Annotated in this window: 1 protein-coding gene; it reads left to right on the forward strand. The window is 37.2% G+C overall.

The genetic code is table 11. The features are described from left to right. Positions 1-266: hypothetical protein (locus Q0891_RS17255; RefSeq protein WP_299103584.1), on the forward strand; the 266-nt coding region annotated here is incomplete at both ends.

A 266-nucleotide genomic window follows, 5' to 3' on the forward strand; every position in this document is an offset into this window, starting at 1 on the left:
GAAAGCAATGCGACTTCAGATATTTACGAAGAAGTTTCAGTATGTGCAGGTTCAGATTATACATGGTCACAGAATGGAATGACATATACAGCAGTAAATAGTCCAGTAGTATTAACTATTGATGATAATAATGGTTGTTCGTACACAGCAACATTAACGATCACTGAATATGAAGCACCAGAAAATACAGTAACAGAAGTTACGGTATGTGAAGGTTCAGATTACACATGGTCAGAGAATGGTGTGACTTACACAGCATCAGACAG

Source organism: uncultured Winogradskyella sp. (assembly GCF_947498005.1).
Classification (GTDB): Bacteria; Bacteroidota; Bacteroidia; order Flavobacteriales; family Flavobacteriaceae; genus Winogradskyella.